Source organism: Sinorhizobium chiapasense (assembly GCF_045277575.1).
GTDB lineage: Bacteria > Pseudomonadota > Alphaproteobacteria > Rhizobiales > Rhizobiaceae > Ensifer > Ensifer chiapasense_A.
The window spans coordinates 3,745,187-3,764,649 of record NZ_CP144205.1; the positions used below are offsets into that span (position 1 = coordinate 3,745,187).

Genomic DNA, 19,463 nt, shown 5'->3' on the forward strand with positions numbered 1-19,463 from the left:
TGGAGACAAAGGCGGCGCGCCCTTATCGCAAGCGTTTGCGGGCACTGGGCGGCCCGAATTCCTCTTCGGCCCAGAACGGGCGGGGAGGTGGGTAGTACCCCTCATGGAGGCGATCGATGTGCGCGATAACATCCTGGCCGATGCGTCGCCATGTGGCTTCAGCTATCGGCCAGGCGGTTTCCTCGGTGAGGCCGATAGCGCTAAGTTCATCGAAGAAATCGAAGCCAGACATCATGTATCCTGCCCACGCTTCAGCCTCGCCAGCGTGGCGACGGTTTGTCCTACGGCGAACCGGCATCAGCGACGACTCCCGTAGTCGGCCGTTCTCGGCCCGCGCGGCGCTTCTGGCGCGTCGACGCCATCCAGTGCGAGCTCTCGAATGAGCCTGGCAAACGATATGCGCGCGTTCTGTAGAATATCGACCTCAGGTCGAGCTTTTGGCTGGCCGAAGCGGTCGGTGTAGGTCTGCCCGTCGCGGTCTAGTACCTCGCGGGCCGTCTTTGCTTGATCCAGAGCCTCGGCCGCAAGCGTCAGAAGGCGCACGTGATGGCCATCAAGATCGAAGTCGGCGAGCACCGATTTAAACCATTTCTGTGTCTCTGGCCGCAGATATGGCGGCGTTTTCGGTGATTTTGCCACCGTCTTCTCCTATCAGAATCCTTGAAAATGGGGGCCTGCGGCCGGTCGGATTTTTTAGGCAACCGGGGCATCACAAATGCGCGCTGTGGGGCAGCACCGGTATGCGCTGCCGGCGGCCGGAAGGATGACTCCACCCCCTCCCGGTCAGGCGAGGGGGATGCCTCTGGCTAGCATCTTAGCCTCGGCCCTTGCCTTGATGGCCGATGAGGTTGCGTTCGCGCTGCCGTCGACGCGTAGGCTTGCCGTGGTCGTAGGATACGCCGGTACGCCGGTAAGTGTGACCTCGTACAGGTCTACATCCTCGAGGATACGGAGGGGTAGCCGATCACCGCCATCTTCCCATCGCTCGGCCCGCACCCGGAACGAGAAGCTGCAGCCCTTCACGTCTCCCCGCCGCACTGTCCCGATGGCCTCTTGGCCGCTTGGTGTGGTCGGGTCGGGCAGCAGGTTGAACCACAGGCCAGTGCTATCCTCTTTGAGCTCAAGGGTGCCAGCCGTTGTGCGACCAAGAATACGGCCGAAATCATGATCGAGGACGGCAAGAACGTCGGGGTTTTCCCTGAGGGTGCGGGTGAAACAGCCTGGAGCCAGCATCTCTCGAAACTCACCAGCGATGGTGGTGGGAGAATTGAAGTTGGCTGCGTAGCCAGAGATTTGCTCAGCCACGCAGCTTGGCCTCCGCGGCAGCCAACTTGGCCTCTCGCTGCCCCAGGCGCGACTTAGCCCGAAGCTCACGCGCGATGTCGACGGGGTCTGTGCTGAGGTAGGCGGCCCGCTTGCCTGGCAGCGTAACACTGCGCGTTGCCTTTGCGCTTTTCTTGGTGGCGCGCTCAATCGACATAGCCGGCCTCCTTCGCTTCCTTAAGATAGCGCGCGATATGCCCATCGCGTGGATCGCCAAGGAAGGTGGGTGAGAACGGGACGAGCCGCGACCAAGCGATATCTTCACGCTCGAACTGGTCTCTAAGCTCCTCGAACTCTGCGCGAGCCTCGGCGACTGCTTCTAACGCACGGCAAACGTTGGCGACGCGCCTTCCATATTCGGGCTTTACGGCATCACAGATTCGCATGCTCGCAGCCGATCGTGCAATGGAGAGACGCCTGCGCACCTCCTCGAGGGCCGCGTCGATGTCGCGTTCCAGAGCAGTGAGTTCCGTGAGGCGGGTTCGCAGGTTGGTGGTGCCGTCAGCGGCTTCGCCGAGAAGTGCGGCGACACCCGGCCTAAACACTGGAGCAGGAGCCTCAGTGATCTGCCGTTCTACTTCACGACGCTCGGCCGCAACCTCGCCGCGCCTCTGGTGGAGTTCGGCCTGCTTGGCGTGATGCACGCCATACTCCGGATCCGATGCGAGCGAGGGCACTCGAAAAGGCTCAGCGGCCGGCGAGGATTTCTTGAAAACTGCCATTGTCAGGCTCCCTTGAATGTTTCTTTGATTGCGTCGGCTAGAGCCGCGACACTGATGCTGGTGGAGCGTCGATGGCCGCCGGCGCCCCAAACAGCAGCAAGCGCGCCGAGCTCTCGAAAGCGGCTGATGCTCCCGTCGTGCCAGTGCAGGGCGACTTCCGGCCAGTTGGTTACAAATTCGAGCTTGACGCCTCGGACATCACCATTGCCGTCGGCGGCTAAACTGGAAATGGCGTCGATCTCTTCGCCAGCGTTGTGCGGCACGGACGCAGGTGCGCGGGACACGTCAGCGCCCCCAGGCGTCAGGCTGCGATACGTGCGTACCGCGTCGGCCGACTGATGCAGCGGAACGTCGGCAGCGAGTGCAATCAAAAGATTGGTGAAATCGTCGAGATCAAGGCTCGGCGCAACGCCAGGCGCACCGGCGGGCAGTAATCCTTGTTCACGGAGATGACGCGCGACGACCCGCGCTCGAGGTGCAGAAAAACCAACGCGTCGCTCCAGCGCAGCGATGGCAGCGTTTAATGTGGCCACGGTGGCCTCCTGTTTATTGTGCAAATTGCTTGTGAGGCGGCAAAAATAAACCCGACCGCGATCGTTGCTGCCGCGGTCGGGCCTATCGTTCGGCCTAATGGAGCTAAGGCCGAAGGTATACTCGCGCGCGTTCATCCGGCGTCGCGAGGAAAGAAAAAGCCCGCACGCGGCGGGCTGAAACTTGTGAATGTCTTCCCACTACTTGGGGACCTGGGACTGTTTGAGAGGTCCAGATGGGGCGTTTTATAAATGCCAACCTAGAAAGCGTAGGAAAATCAAACGAAAGGTCTGGAGTATCGCAGAGCGCAATTTCCACCCTCTCATATATATACTCCACGAAACTGCGTTTTGTGGCCATTTCGGCGAAAACCATTGACGTCAATCGAAATTGTTCAATGATTTCGGTGGCGATGGCCATTCCTCTCATAAGAGTACGCAGCACCGCGCCACGAAAAAGCACATGAGGCGGCCGAAAATTTCCGACCCCCTCATATATACCGTATGGAACTCGGCGCTTTTGGTACATTTCGACCAATACTATTGATGCCAGTCTAAATTGTTCAATGATTTAGGCCGCGTCCCAATCAACTACCTTCTGCCGGCGAGGTTCGCGAAACGGTACATTGATATCCTTGTAACGCGCGGCCGCCCGTATTTCTGCATATTGGAGTTCCACCTTCTTTGTGAGGTATGCGATGCTGGCCGCAGCAGCCTGCCGTTCCGCCTTTAGTGCTTCAGCCATGTGGATGGCATGACACGCCGCCGCAAGCCTTCCCGCCGCCCAGGCGCGCTGCTGGGCTGCCGTGCCGTATGGTCCAGCCTCGCCGACTGCCTCGAGCGTCTCGCCGTCCACAAGGCAACGTCGGGCGATTTCAAGGAGGTCGAGTTGGGCTAGGCTGGTGGAACAATTTGTTTCACCAGATTGAACCCATTCCGCCGCTGCCTGCGTCACTTCCCATTCACGCGAGCCGAACGTGATGACGGGAAAGGCCTGCCGGATGTTCTTGCGGGCTTGGCTGTTCATGCGCTGGCCGCCGAGTTGAGCTCATCTGCATAGTCGACCAACTCGGCGAAGATACCGTTCGGGCCGCGGTGCAGCACAACCAGCTTCGGGCCTAGTGCAGATGAGACGTCGACGCCAACAACGGTAACTAGCCGTCCTGTATCGGGGTGGCGGGCTTTGACTTGTTCGGTAAGCGGGATCACTTCATTCATTCCTACGGCTCCTCTTGATGTTTGAGTTCTAAAGGTGCTGCAAGCGTCCAGAGTGTCCCTTGCGCGGGCGAGGCAAACATTCAGAATAGAAGAAATTCACCTCTATCTTGGTTACATTCCACGCGCGCAAGGGACAGTTCGGACACTTGCAGTTCGGGTGTCTATGCAACCTTTAGTGCGTCTCTGATGATCTCTCTGACATTCTCGCGGCGGTCTTTCTCTTCTTCGGCGCGCTCAGCGTAGATCTCAAAAACCCGGGTATCGACCGCCCATTCCTTGCTGTCCTTTCGCAATGAAGGAACAGGAGTGAGCCAACCGAATGCGTCGAGCTGCTGCATGACGGCTTCGGCTTGCTGGGGATCAAGCGCGCGCATGATGGTGTCACCCCGCTTCATGTCGCGAAGCGATATCTTGTGAAGACCCTTGGCAAGGATGTGCCCAGCCGTCGCCAGAACCGCGTCCTGCTGTCCGGATAGTCCGATGACGTCCGTGTAGAACGCGATCGCGTGTGGGTAGAGGAAGCCATACAGAAAGTCGCGGACGCGCAACGCCACGTCTTCGTTGATGGCTGACGCCGGCCGCTCGCCTTTCGCTTCGATGCAATGCCAGACAAGGCAGAGCCGCGCGAACATGCCATTAAACTTTCCGCAGTGCGCGGCGAGTTTGACGTTCACCGATTCCCACCCTGTTGCCAGCTCGTAGTTACGGCTCGTGACCTCCTGCCAGACGCGCTGTGCGGCTGGCGAGAACCGTATCGGAACCTCTTGCATGCCGCCGCGCAGCGGCTTGCGAAGGTGTGTCAGCCGCTCGACAAGTTCCGCATACCTGCCCAGCACGTCAGGCATTGGAACATCTTTGCCCAGCTTGCCTGGTCGCAAGACGATTGGAAACAGACGCTGAAGCAGTCCGTCGTCGTGCATGTCTCGCGCAATTGCGCGGATAGGCTCGGGCTGAATGCCCCCCACCAAGGATATGGAAAGATTCTGAATGACCGACGCCCCGCGGCCAACCCTGTTGACCGTGTACTGGCCGCCGTTAAACGACTGCAGCCAAAACGCCCGGTCTTTCGCCGAACCACGGCCGCCACCGGAGTACTTTTCCATGCTGCCAAACCAGCCGCTCAGCTCATCCTGAATCAGGAGTACGCCGTCAGGGCTGTCCCTCAGAACCTCCTGGGCGGCCTCAATCGTAGTGTCTTCCAGGCGCAGTCGCGTGTGGCGGGGCGCGGATACATCCTTGCGCTCATCCTTCGGTAACTCGTCATAAGTCGCTTTGGCTTCCGCGAATTCGCGGTAAAGATTGGCGTCGAGCGCTTTCAGCGGTCGCGTTGCTGCGGCGATCACTGGTGACTTCATGGTCGACGGCAAGCCAACCAACGCGACCCATAGGCGCGCTGCTTCCGTCCATGACGGATCATGCTCTTTCGGACGGATTTCGATTGCGTCCGGTATCGCAGCCGCGCAGGTCGCCAAGGCTGCCATTGCCAAGCCCGCTGGGTCGGCGCCCATGAGATCGCCCTGGATCTCGGCAAACTCGGCAATCACGTCAGGCAGCAGGTAGGCGGGCAACGGCGGCTTGGATACGCGGTCCCACAAGTCAACTGGCTGCGGTCGGTTGTCGTTGGCGTGCGGATCAGCGGCCCGCTTAGCAAAGGTCTGCAGGGGGAGATCCATTTCCATGCAGACAAAAAGCGTCAACTCCTTGGTGGTGTACTCACCTTCCGTTTTTCCGACGACGATTGTCGTGCCGCCTGTTCCGGCGACGTAAAGGTCGGTGGGTTGGCCCTTGACGGTGGCGGCTTTCAGCCAGGGGCCCTCAAACGTTCCACCATAACGGCTCTGCGCCATCTCGAGGAGATGGTAGGTTTTAGGCTGCTTGGCTGCTGCTGTCATATCGGGCGACTTCCCTCTCGGCGATTGCGGCGAGTCTATTGGCGACTTCAGGGGCGAAGGTGACGGCGGAGCCGCCGGCGATGGATGGACCGAAAACGCGCAGGCCTGAACGCGATTGGACTAGTTTTAGACCGTACGCTCGGACCCCCGGCGCGATTTCCGCGTCGAAGCGTGCGACGGTGTTGCCGCTCCCTGGCGGGGCGGCTTTGAGTGATATGATTTTCATGGTTCTCCTTTTATGCCGCGCGACATGCGATGCGTGCGTCGATCCACGCTTCAACTTCTGCACGGACGTAGGCAATTCTCCGCTCCCCCAACGGCACTGGCAGCGGGAACTTCCCAGCATCGGAAAGTAGCGCAAGCATAGTGCGGGAGAATGTGGTTGCATTAGCCGCCTCTTTAGGAGTCATGAGGCGGGGTCGATTGTCGTTTGCTGCAACTTGCATTTTTTTCCTCCACAGGGATTGACAGGTTTGTAAAAAAGATGCCATACTCATGAATGGATACGTGCGTCCAAAAATGAGTGACGCACACTAATGAGTTTTTACAAATCAGTCAATATCGCCAATAGAGAAAATGCGATTATTTCGCGCTTTGGCAGTATTCTCCCCAATCATTCATCAGCTTGCGGCGTTTTTCGAGGGCATCGGATCTCCGATAGGCCGCCTCTGTCTTGTCGCTAAGAACGTGCGCCAAGGCCGCTTCGGCGACTTCGCGGGGGTGCTCGGTATGGTCGCCGCACCAGTCTCTGAAGCTCGATCTCAGGCCATGGAGCGTCGCATCCTTGTCGGGGGAGGCGGCCCGGAGGCTCTTGGTCATGGCTGTGTCGCTGATGGGCCGGCCCTCGTTGCCGCCCTCAAAGACAAGATCGCCAGTTGCTCTCTGTAGCTGCGCTTTAACGATTTCAACGGCGCGGTCGGACAGCGGCACGCGATGCTCACGGCCAGCCTTCATTCTCTCTGGCGGTATCACCCAAAGCGCTGCTTCCAGATCGAACTCCGATCGCACGGCACCGCGAACCTCGCCGGAGCGGGAAGCGCAGAGAGCCGAGAACTCCACGGCGCGCGCCGAGACCGCAGACGACTCGCGCAGCGCCTTCATCGTGGCGGGTATCTCGCTATAGCTTACCGCCGCATGATGGCCTCTGGTGAGCTTCTGGCGGGCCGGTAGCAGTTCCTTCAATCCGCCGCGCCAATCTGCCGGGTTGTCTCCGGTAAACAGGCCGCGTGCCTTGGCATGGTCGAGCACGGCAGCGATTCGCATTCGAGTACGGTCAGCGGTCTCCGGAATTTTCGTCCAGATGGGCTTGAGGGTTTCGAGGACGTCGTCGCGGGTTACTATGGCAATCGGCTTGGCGTGCAGAGGCTTGGCATACGTGTCCAGCGTCATCCGCCATTGAGCCTTGTGTTTGGCGTTGCGGAAACTCGCCTCCTTCACCTTGATGACGTCTTCCATGACGTCGGCAAAGGTCTTTGGTGCCTCAGCCTTGCGGTCAGCCTTAGGATCTTCCCCGCGAGCAAGCTGGTCGCGGATTGTTTCAGCTTTGGCCCTGGCCAGTGCCAGCGAAACAGGAGCCGTGCCGCTGCCGTAGCCACCCAGGCCAAGTTCGGCGCGCTTGCCTTGCCATCGATAGATGAAGAGCCATTGCTTGCTACCGCCTGGGCGCACCCTGAGGTGCAGGCCGTCACCATCTCCATAGATCCCTGGCTCGGCTAGCGCCTTGCACTCCTTCTCCGACAACTTATGCTTCGCCATTCGCTCGTTTTCCTGACATAAAATTTGGCCTAAAGCAGATAAGGAAGGTAGTGAGAATAGCGATAAAAACCAAGTATTTCTGCCGTATTTTCCGTATTGTCACTACCGGGGCGGACTCTCTGTCCGCCATTTCTTTCCCATTATTTTCGGATGTCACCCAATGCGATCCAGCGGCGATCCGTGTCTCGTCGCCCCCTGCATCGTCAAACGTCGCGGGTTTCTCCTATCGATCATCGCTGGCCGGACAAGGGGTCGAAGGCGCTCCCCTGCTAAGGGAGTATACCGGAAATGGTGGTGTGAAGGCCGGTTGTCCGGCGAGAATATCGATCTGCTTTGGCTCCTGAACCGGCCCACCGAAAAATTTCGCTCGCCGCGATCCGTTTGGCTTCTCCATTTCGTCTTTGCTGCATCCGCAACAGAGGAGAAGACCCAATGACCACCGAACCTGTCACCCTCGTCAATCTGCTGAAGGTCGAACCCGCCAAGCAGGCGCAACTGATCGCGCTCCTGAAGCGCAACATCGAAACCGTGATCAGCACCCTCGGCGGCTGGCGGACGAGCAGGCTGATCGCCGCCAAGGACGGGACCAGCGTCATCATCTACTCGGAATGGGAAACGCCCGCGGCCGTCGAGGCGATGCGGGCCGATGTCCGGATGAAGGCGTGTTTCCCGCAGATCCTCGAACTGGCAAGCCTCGAGTCGATCCTGGGGGAGGCCGTGTTCAGCGATAACAGGTGATATTGATCCGCCGCCGGCGCCCGTTGACGCGGCCGGAAGGCGGCGGACATTCTCTCGCACCCGCGCTATCGTGCCGCCGTCGCCGATGGGCTGACACTTGGAGATGCGCCAATGGAGCTCGATACATGAACGTGGATGACTTCGAGGATCGCCTGGCGGAGTTGAGGCCGCGGCTGCATCGCTATTGCGCGCGCATGACCGGCTCGGCCGTGGACGGCGAGGACGTGCTGCAGGATACGCTCATCAAGGCCCTGCAGGCGCGGGCGGAAGGCGCGGTGGTGGGCAACCTCGAAGGCTGGCTGCTTCGTATCGCTCACAATACCAGTCTCGATTTCCTGCGCCGTCGATCCCGGCACAAGGTCGTTCCGCTGCTCGATGACATGGAAGACGCACCCTTGCCTGAAGCGGACATCGTTGCGGTCGGCTTTCAAACCTTCCTGCAACTGCCCGAACTCCAGCGCTGCGCCGTGATCCTCAAGGACGTGCTCGGGCACTCGGTCGAAGAAATCGCCGATATTGCCGGCTGCACGCCGGCGGCGGCCAAATCAGCGCTTCAGCGCGGGCGGGCGGCGCTCCGGCAACTGGCGGAGCGCCCGGACGATGTGCGGCTGCCGCTGATGTCCGATGCCAACCGGCAGAAGATGGCGACCTATGTGCGCCTGTTCCAGGGCGGCGACTTCGACACGATCCGCGCCATGCTGGCCGAAGACGTCAAGCTCGAGCTGGTCAACAGGCTGAGGCTGCAGGGCCGCGAGGGCATTGGCCGCTATTTCACCCGTTATGCCGAAGAGACGAGGTGGCGTTTCGCGCTCGGAGCGATCGAGGGCCGCCCGGTGATGCTGGTTTTCGACAGCGGCGGCCCCATGGAGAAGCCGGCGCATTTCGTCCTTCTCGACTGGCGCCAAGACGAGATTGCCGCGATCCGCGACTTTCTCTTCGCCCCCTATGTGCTTGAAACCGTCGATTGGGTTCGTCTGGCTTGAGAGGCTCCTCGGCCGATCGACGATCTGTTCTCCGCCATTTGTTGACGACTGCGCGGTAACGCGGATCTTCTTTGGGGCCGTTGGAGCTTGGCGGGATTTGCTTGTCCGGCATGGCTCCGGCTTCGACCACGGTGCCGAGGAGATCTGGTCGCGATCTGGGGGCAGCCTGCATGAGCACCGCGAGCGATGCACGTTTCTGGGACCGGACGTCGCGGCGATACGCCAAGGGCGCGATCGCGGACCCGGCCGGATATGAGCGCACGCTCGACCGCACCCGCGCTCTGCTTCTGCCGGATGACCGCGTGCTGGAACTCGGTTGCGGCACGGGGACAATGGCGTTTCGCCTCGCGGGCGATGTCCGGGACTATCTTGCGACCGATTTTTCCGCCGCGATGATCGCAATTGCGAGCGAGAGGTCCGGCGTCGACCTGGTGCCGAACCTCGCCTTTCGCACGGCGACGGCCGAAGCGCTTGCCGCCGAGCGCGTGCAATACGATGCGGTTCTGGGCTTCAACTATCTCCATCTCGTGCGCGACCTCTCAGGCACGCTTGGCAACATCCATGCCCTGCTCGCCTCGAGGGGACTGTTTATCTCCAAGACGCCCTGTGTCGGAGAGATGAACCCGCTGATCCGTCTGGTGTTGTTGCCGGCGATGCGGGCACTCGGAAAAGCGCCCCATGCCGGAATTTTCAGGCAGATCGAACTGAGACAAGAGATCACGGCCGCGGGTTTCGAGATTCTGAAGATTGAAAACGACGCGACGAAGGGCAACGACAATCGTCCCTATATCGTCGCCCGCAAGCGGTGAGGCGGGCCGCGGCGGCGCGATTGGCCCGCCTCGGCCAATCTCAACAGATCTAAACGGACTCGGCCGGCTCGGCCCCATGCGCCGCATGCAATAGGTCCAGGAATGTCTTCGCTTCCGGGATCGCGGTCGAGCCGATCACGGTCACCGCGATACCCGGTGTCCACGAATTCATGACCGCCGCACCGGAAAACTCCTTGAGCCGGCTAAGGGTGATCTCCTCGTGGCGCTGCGGCACGCCGAGGCGCTCGAGTTGCCGCCGAACGGTGCCCATCATCATGCCGGTCAACATCGCGGCCTTGGGCCAGATGACCGCTTCGCCGTCCCAGAAGACGAGATTCCAGATCGTTGCTTCGCTGAGGCGTCCACGCCGATCAATGAAGGCGGCGTCGTCGAAGCCGTCGCGCACGGCCTGATGCAGATAGTAGGTTTTTCCGGATTCGCCGACATGCTTGAAATTGGCAAGCGGCCGCTCATGTTCCACCACCGCGAGCCGCAGCGGCCCGGCCGGGCCATTCGAAGGGGCTGCGGTGCGCACCAGAACTGCGGGCTCCACATCCATGCTGCCCGGTGTGAATTCGCCGTGCGGCGAAAAGACCGTGACCGTCAGCGACTGGTCCGCGGGACCGGCGTCGATCGCCTGTCTGATGTGGACGCGCAGATCCTCGTCGGGCAATGCACGGCCGAAGAAGGCGAGCGAGGCTTTGTTGAGACGTTCCAGATGCAGGTCCAGGCCTCTGATCTTGCGATCCCTGACCTGGATCGCGGTGAAGTGCGCGAAGCCGGCAAAGGCCAAGGGGATAAGGTCGGCAACATTGGCCGGGCGGCCGTTGAGCGCTGCCGGATAGAGGCTGGTTTCGTGCGTCACGTTCTTGCTCCTGGTGTGTTCACATGAAGGAGCCAACAGGTCTAAGGTCTGACAGCGCTGTCAGAGTCAAGGGCACGGCGAAGGGAATGGAATGAAAATAGGCGAGCTGTCGAAACGCACCGGCGTCAGCATAAGGATGCTGCGTTACTACGAGACCGAAGGGCTTTTGAAGCCAGGGCGCACAAGAAGCGGCTATCGCGACTACGATCTGGCGGAGGTGAGAACCGTCGAGCGCATCAAGCTCCTGGGTGCCGGCGGCATGACCCTTGCGACGATCCTGCAGTTCCTGCCCTGCGTGCGCGGCGAAGGCCCGATCTTTGAACCCTGCGACGAATTGCGCGTTACCCTGCGCCAACAGATTCGCCTCGTGGAAGAAAAGGCGGAAAAGCTGGCACAGAGCCGCAGCGTGCTGGAGACTTTTCTGCAGGAGATCGGCGAGCGCTGATCTTCTGCCGCTCTAATAGACGTCGGTCCTCGATCGACTGATATAAAAACCGTGGCCGTCACTGCGCACGCAGCTAAGCCCAGTTTTGCTGGACCGACAGCTAAACGGCCCCTTCTTCCAGCTGTTGCCGTAGCTCAGGATATGTGAGCCGTCGCAGCATGCTGTATCGCCGGCGCTCTGGAAGCGTCGGGCCTTGCCCGCCTTTCCCAGAATGAACCTCTGAAAGGTCGGTTCGATGCGGTCGCAGCCAAGTTCCGGGCCGCCGTCCTCCGGGACATAGACATCGGAGCCACCGGCTGGCGTGTATTGGCAACCGATATTGCCGGTCGGCATGTTGAAATAGATCAGACCGCCATCGGCGGGGAAGTTCTGCTCTGCCGCATTTCCGTCGAATGCGATGAGCGCGGCGACCGCGAATACAAGAAAGCGCATCATTCGAGCTTTGGCCCCTGACCCGTGTCGATCTCGCGAAGTGCAGCGAGTAAAACATATCTGCGGGAATGGGGAAACGGTCTCGGTTCTCGACCCGCAGTCGACGGCGCGGCGCGAGTGACAAGTTGGCTCCGGGTCGAGTTTCAATAGTTAGCCATTGCGCTAAGTGTCTGCTCGTGATACTTAGCCTTATGGAACAGTATTCAGAACGATTGGACGTGATCTTTCAGGCGCTCGCCGATCCGACCCGGCGCGCCGTGCTGGCGCGGCTTGGCGGCGGCCCGGCGAGCATCAGCGATCTCGCCAGACCCTTCGACATGGCCCTGCCATCCTTCATGAAGCACATCCACTTCCTGGAAGGCAGCGGCCTGATCCGCACGCACAAGCAAGGCCGGGTGCGCACCTGCGCCATCGAGAAGGCGCAGTTCGCCGTGGTCGAGACCTGGCTCTCGGCGCAGCGCGCACTGTGGGAGGGTCGAGCCGACCGGCTGGAAAAATTCGTCACTGAACACGAGGAGGAATGACATGCCCGCAGATCCTGATCTCGACCTGACGATGGCGCGCATCATCAAGGCGCCTCGTTCCACGGTCTGGCGCGCCTGGACCGACCGCAAACGGCTTGAGCAATGGTGGGTTCCGGCGCCGGCACTATGCAAGGTGATCGACATGGACCTGAAGCCCGGCGGCAGCTTCGTGACCCGGATCAGCGAAGGCGGCGGCGATTTCGTGCCGCATATCAACGCGTGCTTCCTGGCGGTGGACGAACTCTCGCGCATCGTCTTCACGGACACGTTGGTCGCTGGCTGGCGGCCGGCGGAAAATGCCTTCATGACGGCCATCATCACGCTCAGCGATCATCCGGCCGGAACACAATATGCCGCCCATGTGATGCACCGGAGCAAGGCCGATCGCGACATGCACGAGGAGATGGGGTTCCACGACGGCTGGGGGACGGTGGCGGAGCAGCTGGCCCGCCTCGTCGAGCAGCAGACACTGGATCATGATTTCTAATAACAATGCCGAGCAGGTCGTGGTGCGCGATGACGCAGAGCTCGCGCGCTGCCGGACAAGGCAGGGCCTGCCCCAAGGGCGAGGTCAAGGGGCATCTTCTCGTCTTGCCGGCAGCCGGACCGGTCGGCTGAATGCCTCCCGGAGCGGGCAATCGCTCCGGGAGGCACGTTGAGCTATTGCCTTTCACGTCGGTTCAGGAGCGCCAGCGCCAGCAGCGTGACTGCAGGCATGGCCAGGCAATAGCCGACGAGCGGCCAGGCCGTATCGCCCCTGAGAAGCAGCACGGCGCCGGTGCCGACGAGGGCGACGATCAGGCTTTGGATGCAGAAGTAGAGCGCCACCGCCGTTCCGGCGATCGCATCGAAGGCCTTCAGCGCACCGTTCGCGGTCACCGAGGCGGTCATGACGATGCCGACGGCGATCACCCACATGGGCAGCACGAAGCTTACGAACGAGGGGGTAGTGAGGGCTTCGCCGACGGCAAACAGGAGCCCGCCGGACATCAGCACCGCCATGCCGCGCACGAGGCAGCCCGGGATCCCGTAGCGGGCGACGAAGCCTTTGGCGAAGCGCGTGGTCAGGATCATCACCCCTGCCGCCGTCGCAAAGGCCAGGCTGAAGCCGAGTTGCGAATAGCCGGCGCGATCGATGAGCAGGCGAGGCGCGGTCGAGAAGAACACGAAGAACGCGCCCATCGCCGTGCTGAAGCCGAGCGTATAGGTCCAGAACGCGCCGCTCCTGAGAACAGGCGCGAAGCTCAGCTTCCCGTTGTCGGAGGGGACGGGCCGGGTTTCCGACCAGCGCGGCAGCGCCTGGCCGAGTGCCGCAAGGCCGAGCAGGCCGAGGGTCAGGAAGATCGCCCGCCAGCCGAAGACGCCTGATATCAGCGCGCCGGCAATCGGTCCGAACGCCGGAACGAAGGAGAGCATGGCGCCGAAAAGGCCGTAGATGGTGACGCCTTCCGGACGGGCGCCATAGACGTCCCGCACCGTCGCGAAAGTCGCGACCAGCGCCGCCGAGGCGCCCGCCGCTTGCACGAGCCGAAGTGCCACGAAGACCGGTGCCGAGGTGGTGACCGCCAGCAGCAATGACGTCAGTGCAAACAAAGTCGCGCCACCGAGAAGCACCGGACGGCGGCCGACGCGGTCGGAAAGCGGGCCGAAGAGAACCTGTCCCAAGCCCAGCACGAGCATGTAGAGGCTGAGCGTCAATTGGACGATTGCCGGCGATGTGCCGAGAATACGAGGCATCTGAGGCACGACTGGCAGATAGATGTCCATGGCAAGTGACGCCAGGATATCGAAGGGCGCCATCAGCAGCAGCGCCGCCGGCAGCCTATGGGACCAGGTGGGTGAGTTATGATCGGGCATGATGAAACATCCGCGCAAATGGATAACATTCGGCGGCGATCTGCCATTTCATCGATCTTGGGAGTATGAGCCGACAGACGCCGCAACAACTTTTGAACCGTTGTTGCGGCTTATCGGGTTGCTGACTCGTCGGTCCTCATGCGCTCATCCAAAGTAACTTTATCGATCAAACGGCGACCTGCTTAACATCCGGGTCAGGTTTCAACAACCCGGCCGCGCGTCACGCGATGACCTTGGCCCTCAGCCCCATTTCCAACTTCCGTTCGAATCGCGTCTGCGGATGGATCGATAGCGTTTCGCCCGGGAGTTGTCCTGGGGAAATGTGGAAGGAGATTTGGCTTTCGACTTAGTCTGTCGCGCTCGGCCTCGCGGTCAGCCGGTTCTCGACGCTGGCGACACCGGCCACCGATGCTGCCGCATCGCCGGCGCAGATGACGTCCGCCTCACTCGGCACCACACCGGTCAGCACCACGATCTCGCCGAGTGCCATCACGGAGACTGCGCTGGTGTCGATCATCGTCGCATAGCCGATGAAACGCAGCACCTTGTCGGCGAGCGCGTCATCCGTCAGATGCGGATCGTCATCCCTGTGGGCGTAAATGGGCTTCTCTGGCGGCATGGCACCTTCCTCATGCTCTTTCCGAACGCCTGTCGTCTTGCGAAGGTTCCCTTCAAAACGGCTGCCGCCGCGCGCTTGTGGTCCTGGCGTGAACCCGGTTATTGCTGGCAGTCCCATCCCAAGGCCCGCGCATGTCCGACATTTTCCAGAACGTCCTGCCCATCTTCATTCTGATCCTTGCCGGCTGGCTTTTGGTTCGGTCAGGCTATCTGAAACCGGCTGTCGGCGAGGCGCTCGGGGATTTCGTCTTTCGCGTCGCGGTTCCCATTCTGCTGTTCCGCACGATTGCGGAGGCCGATTTCAAGGACGGTTCGCCGTGGCCGCTCTGGGTCGCCTATTTCTCCGGCGTCGCGGTAACCTGGACGGTCGGACATCTGGCGGCAATGCTCATTTTCGGCCGCGACGCGCGCATGGGCGTATTGGCCGGCGTCTCCTCGGCCTTCGCCAACACCGTGTTCATCGGTCTGCCGCTGGTCTCGCGCATCGTCGGCGAGGAGGGCATTGTCGCGATTTCGATCCTGCTGTCGGTCCATCTGCCTGTGATGATGATCGCCGGCACGCTGCTGATGGAGCGTGCCGAGCGCCGCACGAGCGGCAAGCCAGGTCAAAACCCGTTGCAGCTTCTCGCCGGCGTCGGCCGCAATCTGCTGCGCAATCCGCTGGTGATCGGGCTTGCTTGCGGCGCTGCCTTTCATCTCATCGGCCAGCCGCTCGGCGGACCGGTGAAGACCGTTGTCGACCAGCTTGCCTCGATGGCGGCACCGGCGGCGCTGGTCTCGATCGGCATGGCGCTCGACAAATACGGCCTTGCCGGCAATCTCGGCCTCGCCTCTTTTACAAGCGTTCTGAAGCTCCTCATCATGCCGGGGGTCGTCTTCACCAGCTGCCACCTGCTTGGCCTCAACGACAACTGGACAACGGCGCTGGTGCTGACATCGGCGGTTCCGACAGGCGTGAACGCCTGGCTGATCGCCAACCATTTCAACGTCGGCCACGCGCTCGCCTCCTCGACGATTACATTGACGACCGCGCTCGGCGTCATCAGCGTTTCGGTCTGGGCCTATCTGCTGGTGTAACTGCTCCGGAAATTCGGGAGAGTGCTTCCCTCGGGAGGAGTGAAATCTTCTTCAGCCTGGGTGCATGGCGTCACCGTGCCGTGCAGATGCAAAAAGGCCCGGCGCGAGCCGGGCCTTTTGAAGGGGCTGTTTTCAGCCGCTAAGCTTATTGCGCCGGTGCCGGCTGGCCTTCGGCAGGCTTGGATTCCGGAGCGGCCTGGCCTTCGGCAGCGCCGCCAGCAGCATCCGGCAGCGGAGCCGGAGAATCGGCCTGCTCGCGCAGCCAGGCGATCAGGTTGGCGCGCTCATCCGGCTTCTTGAGACCGGCAAAGCCCATGGCGGTGCCCGGAACATGCTTCTTCGGGGCTTCGATGAAGAAGCTGAGGTGGTCGTAGTCCCAGTTGACCTTGCCACCTTCGGAGAAGGTCTTCATGCCGGCCGAGTAGCTGAAGCCCTCATGCGAGGCGATCGGACGGTTGACGACGCCCCAAAGGTTCGGCCCGACCTTGTTCGGACCGCCCTTCTCGGCGGTATGACAGCTTGCGCACTTCTTGAACACGGCAGCACCGGCAGATGCATCGGCCTTGAGGAGCAGCGGCTTGATATCGACTTCGGCTTCTTCGCCGCCACCGCCGGCATCGGCTTCAGCCGTGCCTTCTTCGGCGACGATCGTGAAGCCTTCCTTCTCGGGAGCTTCGGAATGGAAAATGCCTTCCGATGCAATGGACACGGACATCAGAACGAAGACCGTCCCCAGAAAGGCACCCACGCCCATGTTCACATATGAATTCATCTGCAAACGCTCCCTTTGCCACCGGCGCAAACAAAAACCCGGCCTATCTTGAAATCGCGCGGAACCTATGTCTTTTGGCTCTGCGTTGCAACAGTGATTATCGGCCCCTAACTGAGACTTATTGACACTTTCAGCGGGGTTTTTGAAGGCCAGATCATGAATCGCGAAAATTCAGGTAAAGCCATCGTGCTCATTCCGGCGCGCATGGCCTCGACACGCCTGCCCGGAAAGCCGCTCGCCGACATTTGCGGCCTGCCGATGATCGTTCAGGTTGCCACCCGCGCCAGGGAAGCGGATGTCGGCCGGGTCGTCGTCGCCGTCGACGATCAGCAGGTCTTCGACGTGGTGCGCGCGGCCGGCTTCGAAGCGATGATGACCCGCATCGACCACCAGTCCGGTTCCGACCGGATCTACGAGGCGCTGCTGAAGGCCGACCCGGATGGCGAAGCCGAGATCGTCATCAACGTGCAGGGTGATCTGCCGACGGTCGAGCCTGCGTCGATCCGCGCCGCGTTGAACCCGCTTGAAAACCCCGGCACCGATATCGCGACGTTGACGGTGCCAATCACCGAAGAGGGCGAAAAGACCAACCCGAACATCGTCAAGGTCGTCGGCTCGCCGCTCAGCGAATCGCGGCTGCGCGCACTTTATTTTACCCGCGCGACCGCGCCTTACGGTCAGGGCCCGCTTTATCATCACATCGGCCTCTATGCCTATCGCCGCCGGGCGCTGGAGCGCTTCGTCGCGCTTCAGCCCTCCACCTTGGAGCGCCGCGAATCGCTCGAGCAGCTACGCGCGCTCGAAGCCGGCATGCGCATCGATGTCGAGATCGTCGATTCGGTTCCGCTCGGCGTCGACACGCCGGTGGAGCTGGAAAAAGCCCGCCGTATCCTTTCCGCCCGCCACCCCGAATAAGCCTGAGAAGGAAGCTACAGTGACCGTCAAGACCAACAGGATTTCCTTCCAGGGCGACTACGGCGCCAATTCCGACATGGCCTGCCGCGACATGTTCCCGTCGATGGAGCCGTTGCCCTGCCAGACCTTCGAGGATGCCTTCGTCGCAGTCGAGAACGGTGACGCCGATCTCGCCATGATCCCGATCGAGAATACGATCGCCGGCCGCGTCGCCGACATCCATCACCTCTTGCCGGAATCGCGGCTGCACATCGTCGGCGAATATTTCATGCCGATCCGCTTCCAGCTGATGGTGCTGCCCGGCGTGACGCGGGATGAAATCCGCACGGTCCACAGCCACATCCACGCGCTCGGCCAGTGCCGCAAGATCGTGCGCGCCAATGGCTGGAAGCCGGTTGTCGCCGGCGACACGGCCGGTGCGGCAAAGCTCGTCTCCGAAAAAGGCGACCGCTCGATGGCGGCGCTTGCGCCGCGGCTTGCCGCCGACCTCTATGGCCTCGAGATCGTCGCCGAGAATGTCGAGGACACCGAAAGCAACGTCACCCGCTTCGTCGTGCTTTCCCGCGAGGAACAGCACATTGCGCGTAGCAGCGACGACGAGTTGATCATCACCACCTTCGTCTTCAATGTCCGCAACATTCCGGCCGCACTCTACAAGGCGATGGGCGGTTTCGCGACCAATGGCATCAACATGACGAAGCTCGAAAGCTATCAGCTCGGTGGCAAGTTCGTGGCCACGCAGTTCTATGCCGACATCGAAGGGCATCCGGATGATATCGGCGTGCGTCACGCCATGGATGAGCTTCGCTTCTTCTCCGAGAAGGTGCGCATCCTCGGCACCTACAAGGCGCATCCGATGCGCGGCGTTCTCTGAGCCAAGCCGTTCCACCGGTTCAAGAAACCTCTGAAGTGGGGGCACGCGTTGAACGAGTGCCCTCGCTCGTTCTGTGGCTCGAAGAGAGCATGCGGCTCATCGGCGCCTCTCCTCGTGCCTCGGTGCGACGGGCGAACAAGGTCTGGAAATGCCTCATTTCTGACCAGTTATAGCCTATGCTTGGTCCTGCCGCCGCGTCCAGCGCCTTCCTGACTGCAGGCTGGCTAACGATTTCTGCTAAATTTGTGATTGCTTGCGGCAGGTGAATTTCGCCCGGATTTCCGGTGCGAGTCATTGGCTTCGCGATCTCATCGCCGCTGACGAAGGCGGCAAATATTCGTTAACCGGCTACGCGTCTGGCGCATGCCTAACTTGCAATCGCGGCGGTACACAAAATTTAGGCAAATGCCTATCTGACGTCCGTTCAAGTAAGGAGTGTTAAAGATGAAGATCCGTCAGAAGATCATGGAATATGCGAAGACCCGCCGTGCGATCCGCGAACTGAATGCTCTCGACGACCATGCACTGAGCGATATCGGTCTGTCCCGTTCGCAGATTCACGCCGCCGTCTACGGCCGCTAATCCGTACCATTCGCGCATCCCGCCGCACTTCAAAATGCTGCAGCGACCTTTGCACATCTCGCGAGATGTGCGGCGCTGCAGCGGTCGGCGGGATGCGCGCCGCTGCCTTCCCCGTCACGAATCGTAGAGGCAGACGCGCAGCCGGTGACCATCCGGATCGAGCGCGACGAAAGTCGGACCGAAATCCATCTCGGTCAGTTCCTGCGCAATCTGCAGGCCTTCCGCTTTCCATTTGTCGTAATGCGCGCGCACCGCGCCCTCATCCTCCACCATGAATGCGAGTTCCGAGCGATGGCCTGATGCCGTCGGCTCCGGCGCGACCGTGTGTTCGGCCCAGAGCCCGAGCGTGAAGCCGCCGGGTAGCTCGAAGGACGAAAAGGTCTGGTAGACGACGCGCGGTTCTTGTTCGAGGATCTTGCGATAGAACTCGACGCTTGCCAGCGGGTCCTTGACATAAAGTACGATGAGATTTGCCTTGGCCATGCTGCTCTGCCTCCTTGTTGCGGGAGTTGCAGGCTAGGTTCGGCCGCTG

General features: G+C 61.2%; 27 protein-coding genes. 10 read left to right on the plus strand and 17 right to left on the minus strand.

The window, feature by feature from the left end:
• Positions 1-22 precede the first annotated feature (22 nt).
• The 11 genes from QM996_RS17930 to QM996_RS17980 all read right to left on the minus strand — a co-directional run bounded on the left by QM996_RS17930 (position 23) and on the right by QM996_RS17980 (position 7,440).
• On the minus strand, positions 23-235 hold the full coding sequence (locus QM996_RS17930; RefSeq protein WP_500268580.1) for a hypothetical protein: 213 nt from the start codon (positions 233-235) through the stop codon (positions 23-25).
• A gap of 62 nt (positions 236-297) precedes the next feature.
• On the minus strand, positions 298-639 hold the full coding sequence (locus QM996_RS17935; RefSeq protein ID WP_500268581.1) for a P27 family phage terminase small subunit: 342 nt from the start codon (positions 637-639) through the stop codon (positions 298-300).
• A 144-nt stretch (positions 640-783) separates the two neighbouring features.
• Positions 784-1,305, minus strand: a complete 522-nt coding sequence (locus tag QM996_RS17940; RefSeq protein WP_500268582.1) for an HK97 family phage prohead protease — start codon at positions 1,303-1,305, stop codon at positions 784-786.
• Positions 1,298-1,480 carry a hypothetical protein gene (locus tag QM996_RS17945; protein ID WP_500268583.1) on the minus strand — a complete coding sequence of 61 codons (183 nt, stop codon included), beginning with the start codon at positions 1,478-1,480 and terminating at the stop codon, positions 1,298-1,300. The genes QM996_RS17940 and QM996_RS17945 overlap by 8 nt, the downstream gene beginning before the upstream one ends.
• Positions 1,470-2,045, minus strand: coding sequence for a hypothetical protein (locus QM996_RS17950; protein WP_500268584.1), 576 nt, complete (start codon positions 2,043-2,045; stop codon positions 1,470-1,472). The genes QM996_RS17945 and QM996_RS17950 overlap by 11 nt, the downstream gene beginning before the upstream one ends.
• A gap of 2 nt (positions 2,046-2,047) precedes the next feature.
• On the minus strand, positions 2,048-2,578 hold the full coding sequence (locus QM996_RS17955) for a hypothetical protein (RefSeq protein ID WP_500268585.1): 531 nt from the start codon (positions 2,576-2,578) through the stop codon (positions 2,048-2,050).
• Positions 2,579-3,146: 568 nt separating this feature from the next.
• Positions 3,147-3,602: a hypothetical protein gene (locus tag QM996_RS17960; RefSeq protein ID WP_500268586.1), complete on the minus strand. Its 456-nt coding sequence runs from the start codon at positions 3,600-3,602 to the stop codon at positions 3,147-3,149.
• Entirely contained in the window at positions 3,599-3,793 is a 195-nt protein-coding gene (locus QM996_RS17965; protein WP_500268587.1) for a hypothetical protein, read from the minus strand. Before QM996_RS17965 ends, QM996_RS17960 begins: the two co-directional genes overlap by 4 nt.
• A gap of 161 nt (positions 3,794-3,954) precedes the next feature.
• Positions 3,955-5,685 carry a YfjI family protein gene (locus tag QM996_RS17970; protein WP_500268588.1) on the minus strand — a complete coding sequence of 577 codons (1,731 nt, stop codon included), beginning with the start codon at positions 5,683-5,685 and terminating at the stop codon, positions 3,955-3,957.
• A gap of 236 nt (positions 5,686-5,921) precedes the next feature.
• Complete coding sequence (locus tag QM996_RS17975) at positions 5,922-6,182, minus strand: helix-turn-helix transcriptional regulator (protein WP_500268589.1); 261 nt, start codon at positions 6,180-6,182, stop codon at positions 5,922-5,924.
• Positions 6,183-6,267: 85 nt separating this feature from the next.
• Complete coding sequence (locus QM996_RS17980; RefSeq protein WP_500268590.1) at positions 6,268-7,440, minus strand: tyrosine-type recombinase/integrase; 1,173 nt, start codon at positions 7,438-7,440, stop codon at positions 6,268-6,270.
• A gap of 432 nt (positions 7,441-7,872) precedes the next feature.
• On the opposite strand from QM996_RS17980, the gene QM996_RS17985 reads away from it, so the two are divergent.
• The 3 genes from QM996_RS17985 (at position 7,873) to QM996_RS17995 (ending at position 9,970) form a co-directional block, all read left to right on the plus strand.
• Positions 7,873-8,178 (plus strand): antibiotic biosynthesis monooxygenase family protein, encoded by a 306-nt coding sequence (locus tag QM996_RS17985; RefSeq protein ID WP_500268591.1) that lies wholly within the window; start codon positions 7,873-7,875, stop codon positions 8,176-8,178.
• 125 nt (positions 8,179-8,303) lie between these two features.
• Positions 8,304-9,161, plus strand: coding sequence for a sigma-70 family RNA polymerase sigma factor family protein (locus QM996_RS17990; protein WP_500268592.1), 858 nt, complete (start codon positions 8,304-8,306; stop codon positions 9,159-9,161).
• Positions 9,162-9,331: 170 nt separating this feature from the next.
• Positions 9,332-9,970: a class I SAM-dependent methyltransferase gene (locus QM996_RS17995; protein ID WP_500268593.1), complete on the plus strand. Its 639-nt coding sequence runs from the start codon at positions 9,332-9,334 to the stop codon at positions 9,968-9,970.
• Positions 9,971-10,019: 49 nt separating this feature from the next.
• Here the strand turns inward: QM996_RS17995 and QM996_RS18000 are convergent, their stop codons facing one another.
• A complete protein-coding gene (locus QM996_RS18000) occupies positions 10,020-10,835 on the minus strand; it encodes an aminotransferase class IV family protein (protein ID WP_500268594.1) in 816 nt (271 codons plus the stop codon).
• 91 nt (positions 10,836-10,926) lie between these two features.
• Between QM996_RS18000 and QM996_RS18005 the strand changes: the two genes are divergently transcribed.
• On the plus strand, positions 10,927-11,280 hold the full coding sequence (locus tag QM996_RS18005) for a MerR family transcriptional regulator (RefSeq protein ID WP_500268595.1): 354 nt from the start codon (positions 10,927-10,929) through the stop codon (positions 11,278-11,280).
• Between the two features lie 12 nt (positions 11,281-11,292).
• Here the strand turns inward: QM996_RS18005 and QM996_RS18010 are convergent, their stop codons facing one another.
• Positions 11,293-11,715, minus strand: coding sequence for a DUF6636 domain-containing protein (locus QM996_RS18010; RefSeq protein WP_500268596.1), 423 nt, complete (start codon positions 11,713-11,715; stop codon positions 11,293-11,295).
• Positions 11,716-11,903: 188 nt separating this feature from the next.
• Here QM996_RS18010 and QM996_RS18015 point away from each other — a divergent pair, with 188 nt between their 5' ends.
• Positions 11,904-12,236, plus strand: a complete 333-nt coding sequence (locus tag QM996_RS18015; RefSeq protein ID WP_500268597.1) for an ArsR/SmtB family transcription factor — start codon at positions 11,904-11,906, stop codon at positions 12,234-12,236.
• A 1-nt stretch (position 12,237) separates the two neighbouring features.
• On the plus strand, positions 12,238-12,723 hold the full coding sequence (locus QM996_RS18020; protein WP_500268598.1) for an SRPBCC family protein: 486 nt from the start codon (positions 12,238-12,240) through the stop codon (positions 12,721-12,723).
• A gap of 173 nt (positions 12,724-12,896) precedes the next feature.
• Here QM996_RS18020 and cml read toward each other — a convergent pair whose 3' ends face one another.
• Together cml and QM996_RS18030 are read right to left on the minus strand one after the other, a co-directional pair.
• Complete coding sequence (gene cml / locus QM996_RS18025; RefSeq protein ID WP_500268599.1) at positions 12,897-14,093, minus strand: MFS transporter; 1,197 nt, start codon at positions 14,091-14,093, stop codon at positions 12,897-12,899.
• Between the two features lie 346 nt (positions 14,094-14,439).
• Positions 14,440-14,712, minus strand: coding sequence for a BON domain-containing protein (locus QM996_RS18030; RefSeq protein WP_500268600.1), 273 nt, complete (start codon positions 14,710-14,712; stop codon positions 14,440-14,442).
• 131 nt (positions 14,713-14,843) lie between these two features.
• Between QM996_RS18030 and QM996_RS18035 the strand changes: the two genes are divergently transcribed.
• Positions 14,844-15,788, plus strand: coding sequence for an AEC family transporter (locus tag QM996_RS18035; protein WP_500268601.1), 945 nt, complete (start codon positions 14,844-14,846; stop codon positions 15,786-15,788).
• 145 nt (positions 15,789-15,933) lie between these two features.
• On the opposite strand, the gene QM996_RS18040 is transcribed toward QM996_RS18035, so the two are convergent.
• A complete protein-coding gene (locus QM996_RS18040) occupies positions 15,934-16,560 on the minus strand; it encodes a c-type cytochrome (protein ID WP_500268602.1) in 627 nt (208 codons plus the stop codon).
• Positions 16,561-16,716: 156 nt separating this feature from the next.
• Between QM996_RS18040 and QM996_RS18045 the strand changes: the two genes are divergently transcribed.
• The 3 genes from QM996_RS18045 (at position 16,717) to QM996_RS18055 (ending at position 18,931) form a co-directional block, all read left to right on the plus strand.
• The gene (locus tag QM996_RS18045; protein ID WP_500268603.1) at positions 16,717-17,475 is read left to right on the plus strand and encodes a 3-deoxy-manno-octulosonate cytidylyltransferase family protein; all 759 of its coding nucleotides are present in this window, start codon (positions 16,717-16,719) and stop codon (positions 17,473-17,475) included.
• 19 nt (positions 17,476-17,494) lie between these two features.
• On the plus strand, positions 17,495-18,349 hold the full coding sequence (locus QM996_RS18050; protein WP_500268604.1) for a prephenate dehydratase: 855 nt from the start codon (positions 17,495-17,497) through the stop codon (positions 18,347-18,349).
• A 444-nt stretch (positions 18,350-18,793) separates the two neighbouring features.
• Positions 18,794-18,931: a DUF1127 domain-containing protein gene (locus tag QM996_RS18055; RefSeq protein WP_173515153.1), complete on the plus strand. Its 138-nt coding sequence runs from the start codon at positions 18,794-18,796 to the stop codon at positions 18,929-18,931.
• A 114-nt stretch (positions 18,932-19,045) separates the two neighbouring features.
• Here the strand turns inward: QM996_RS18055 and QM996_RS18060 are convergent, their stop codons facing one another.
• Complete coding sequence (locus QM996_RS18060; RefSeq protein WP_500268605.1) at positions 19,046-19,414, minus strand: VOC family protein; 369 nt, start codon at positions 19,412-19,414, stop codon at positions 19,046-19,048.
• Positions 19,415-19,463: the final 49 nt, after the last annotated feature.